This is a genomic window from Streptomyces carpinensis (assembly GCF_002154505.1).
GTDB lineage: Bacteria > Actinomycetota > Actinomycetes > Streptomycetales > Streptomycetaceae > Streptomyces > Streptomyces carpinensis.
On the sequence record NZ_MUBM01000555.1, the window covers coordinates 1 to 1,705 of the forward strand.

The window sequence follows — 1,705 nt, forward strand, 5'->3', positions numbered from 1 at the left end:
GGGGTGGGGGCGAAGTCGAGGTCCAGGGGGCCGTGGCAGGACGGGCAGCACCAGGCGAGCGAGTCACCGCGGATGCGGATCCCGTCGATGGGGCAGTATCGGTCCGGCAGAGGTGTCATATGCGCAGGTTAGGGCCTGTCCGGCGGATCGGGTTGCAGGAGAGTCGCGGCGCCTGTTCGACCCGGTTGAGCGGGGCTCGGTACGTCCATGCGCAAGGCGGAGGGGGCGTCGACGCGATGGGGTCCCCTGCTCGTTCAGAGCTCGGGGGAGTCGGCAACCGGCGACAACGCCGCGGACGGGCGGGCCAGGCCCCGCGTCCGCGGAGTGATCCGCCGGACAGGCCCAGAGCGGGAGGCCCGGCGACGCCCTTGCCTGGACGACCGGCGGCCGCGGCACGCCCGGCGCCAGTGGCCGTCACCCATCGCGCATCGGCTCCTCCTCCCAGGGGTCCTCGGGATACGGCTCCGGGTCAGTGACCCAACCCGCTGTGAGGACCAGACGGGTGTGGCGGTGCAGGGCCAGGAAGCCGAAGGGGCGGTCGAAGCCGGCGTCCACGGCCGTGGTCGTGTAGCGGAGTTCGGGGTTGCCACCGGCGGCTGCGCCGAACGCCGACACGGCACCCGCGCGAAACCCCAGCGGGCCGAACCTCGCCACCGCCGCCTGCGCGGCCGACCCGATGGCCAGCGGGAAGTCGCTGATGCCGGGGAAGTGCCCCATCGAGGTGTCCCGTGCCGTGGTCAGCCCGAACAGCCGGTGCAGGGCCAGCAGGTCGTGGTGCGCGGCCAGGTCGTACGCCGCCGTCCTCACGTGGAGGGTGGGCGGTGCCGGCCAGGTGTGGCGCACTCTCCGGACCCGCAGCCCGGGGCCAGGGTCGCCGAACGGAAGCCGCGGACCGGGCACCACGGGGTGCCTGCGTTCGAGGACGCCGATGCCCGCGCGCAGCACCTGGCCCGGCGTCATGTGTTCCTCTCCCAGCAGGAGATGGACGTCGACGGCGGTGTTCCCGAGCACCTTCACCTCGGTGACCTGGCCGTCCGGCGTGTCCGCCACCGCGACCCGGTCCAGCAGCGTGCTCGACCGGAACAGCCCGCGCAGCGACCGGCCCCGCCACGGTCCGTCCTCGGGTTCCATTTGCCCTTCCCGGAAGCGGCTCCACCACTCCGTGCGCAGAGTCAGCGCGCCCGCCAGGACCAGCTCGGTGTGCTCGGTCACCGGGATCGGCATGCCGTCGACCAGGCCTCCGGTCCGCTTCCGCGCCCATGTGTCCAGGGCTTCCTGGTCCGCCGTCGGGTCGCCGGTGAGCACGCCGTGCGTCCCGGCCGGCAGCCCGGCCGCCCATCGCTCCCGCAGCTCCAGAGTGCGCTTCGTCCACAGCCCGAGGGCCGACTCCGCTCCGCGCAGCCCGTCGAGCGCGCCGAACAACTCCCTGGCGCGGTCGGCCGCCTGATCGGCCGGCAGGTCCACGGCGTCGGCCAGCTCCCTGCGCGCCGCGCCCCCGGCGCCGTCGGCGAGGAACGCCAGCAGCGGCCAGACCCCGGTCGCGGAGAACACCGTGCCGCCGCCTTCGGTCCGGTCTCCGTCGCGGCTGCCGTCGCCTCCGGTCCGGCCACCGTCTCCGTCACGTCGTCCAGGTGGTCCGCCCAGCGTGTCGTGAGCCCGTTGACCGCTCGGACCGTCGCTCTCTGCACCCGCATTCCGCCCCCCC

1 protein-coding gene is annotated in these 1,705 nt (G+C 74.3%); it reads right to left on the reverse strand.

What is annotated here, in order from left to right; translation table 11 throughout:
• Positions 1-414 precede the first annotated feature (414 nt).
• A complete protein-coding gene (locus tag BZY54_RS45970; RefSeq protein ID WP_167414188.1) occupies positions 415-1,551 on the reverse strand; it encodes a serpin family protein in 1,137 nt (378 codons plus the stop codon).
• Positions 1,552-1,705: the final 154 nt, after the last annotated feature.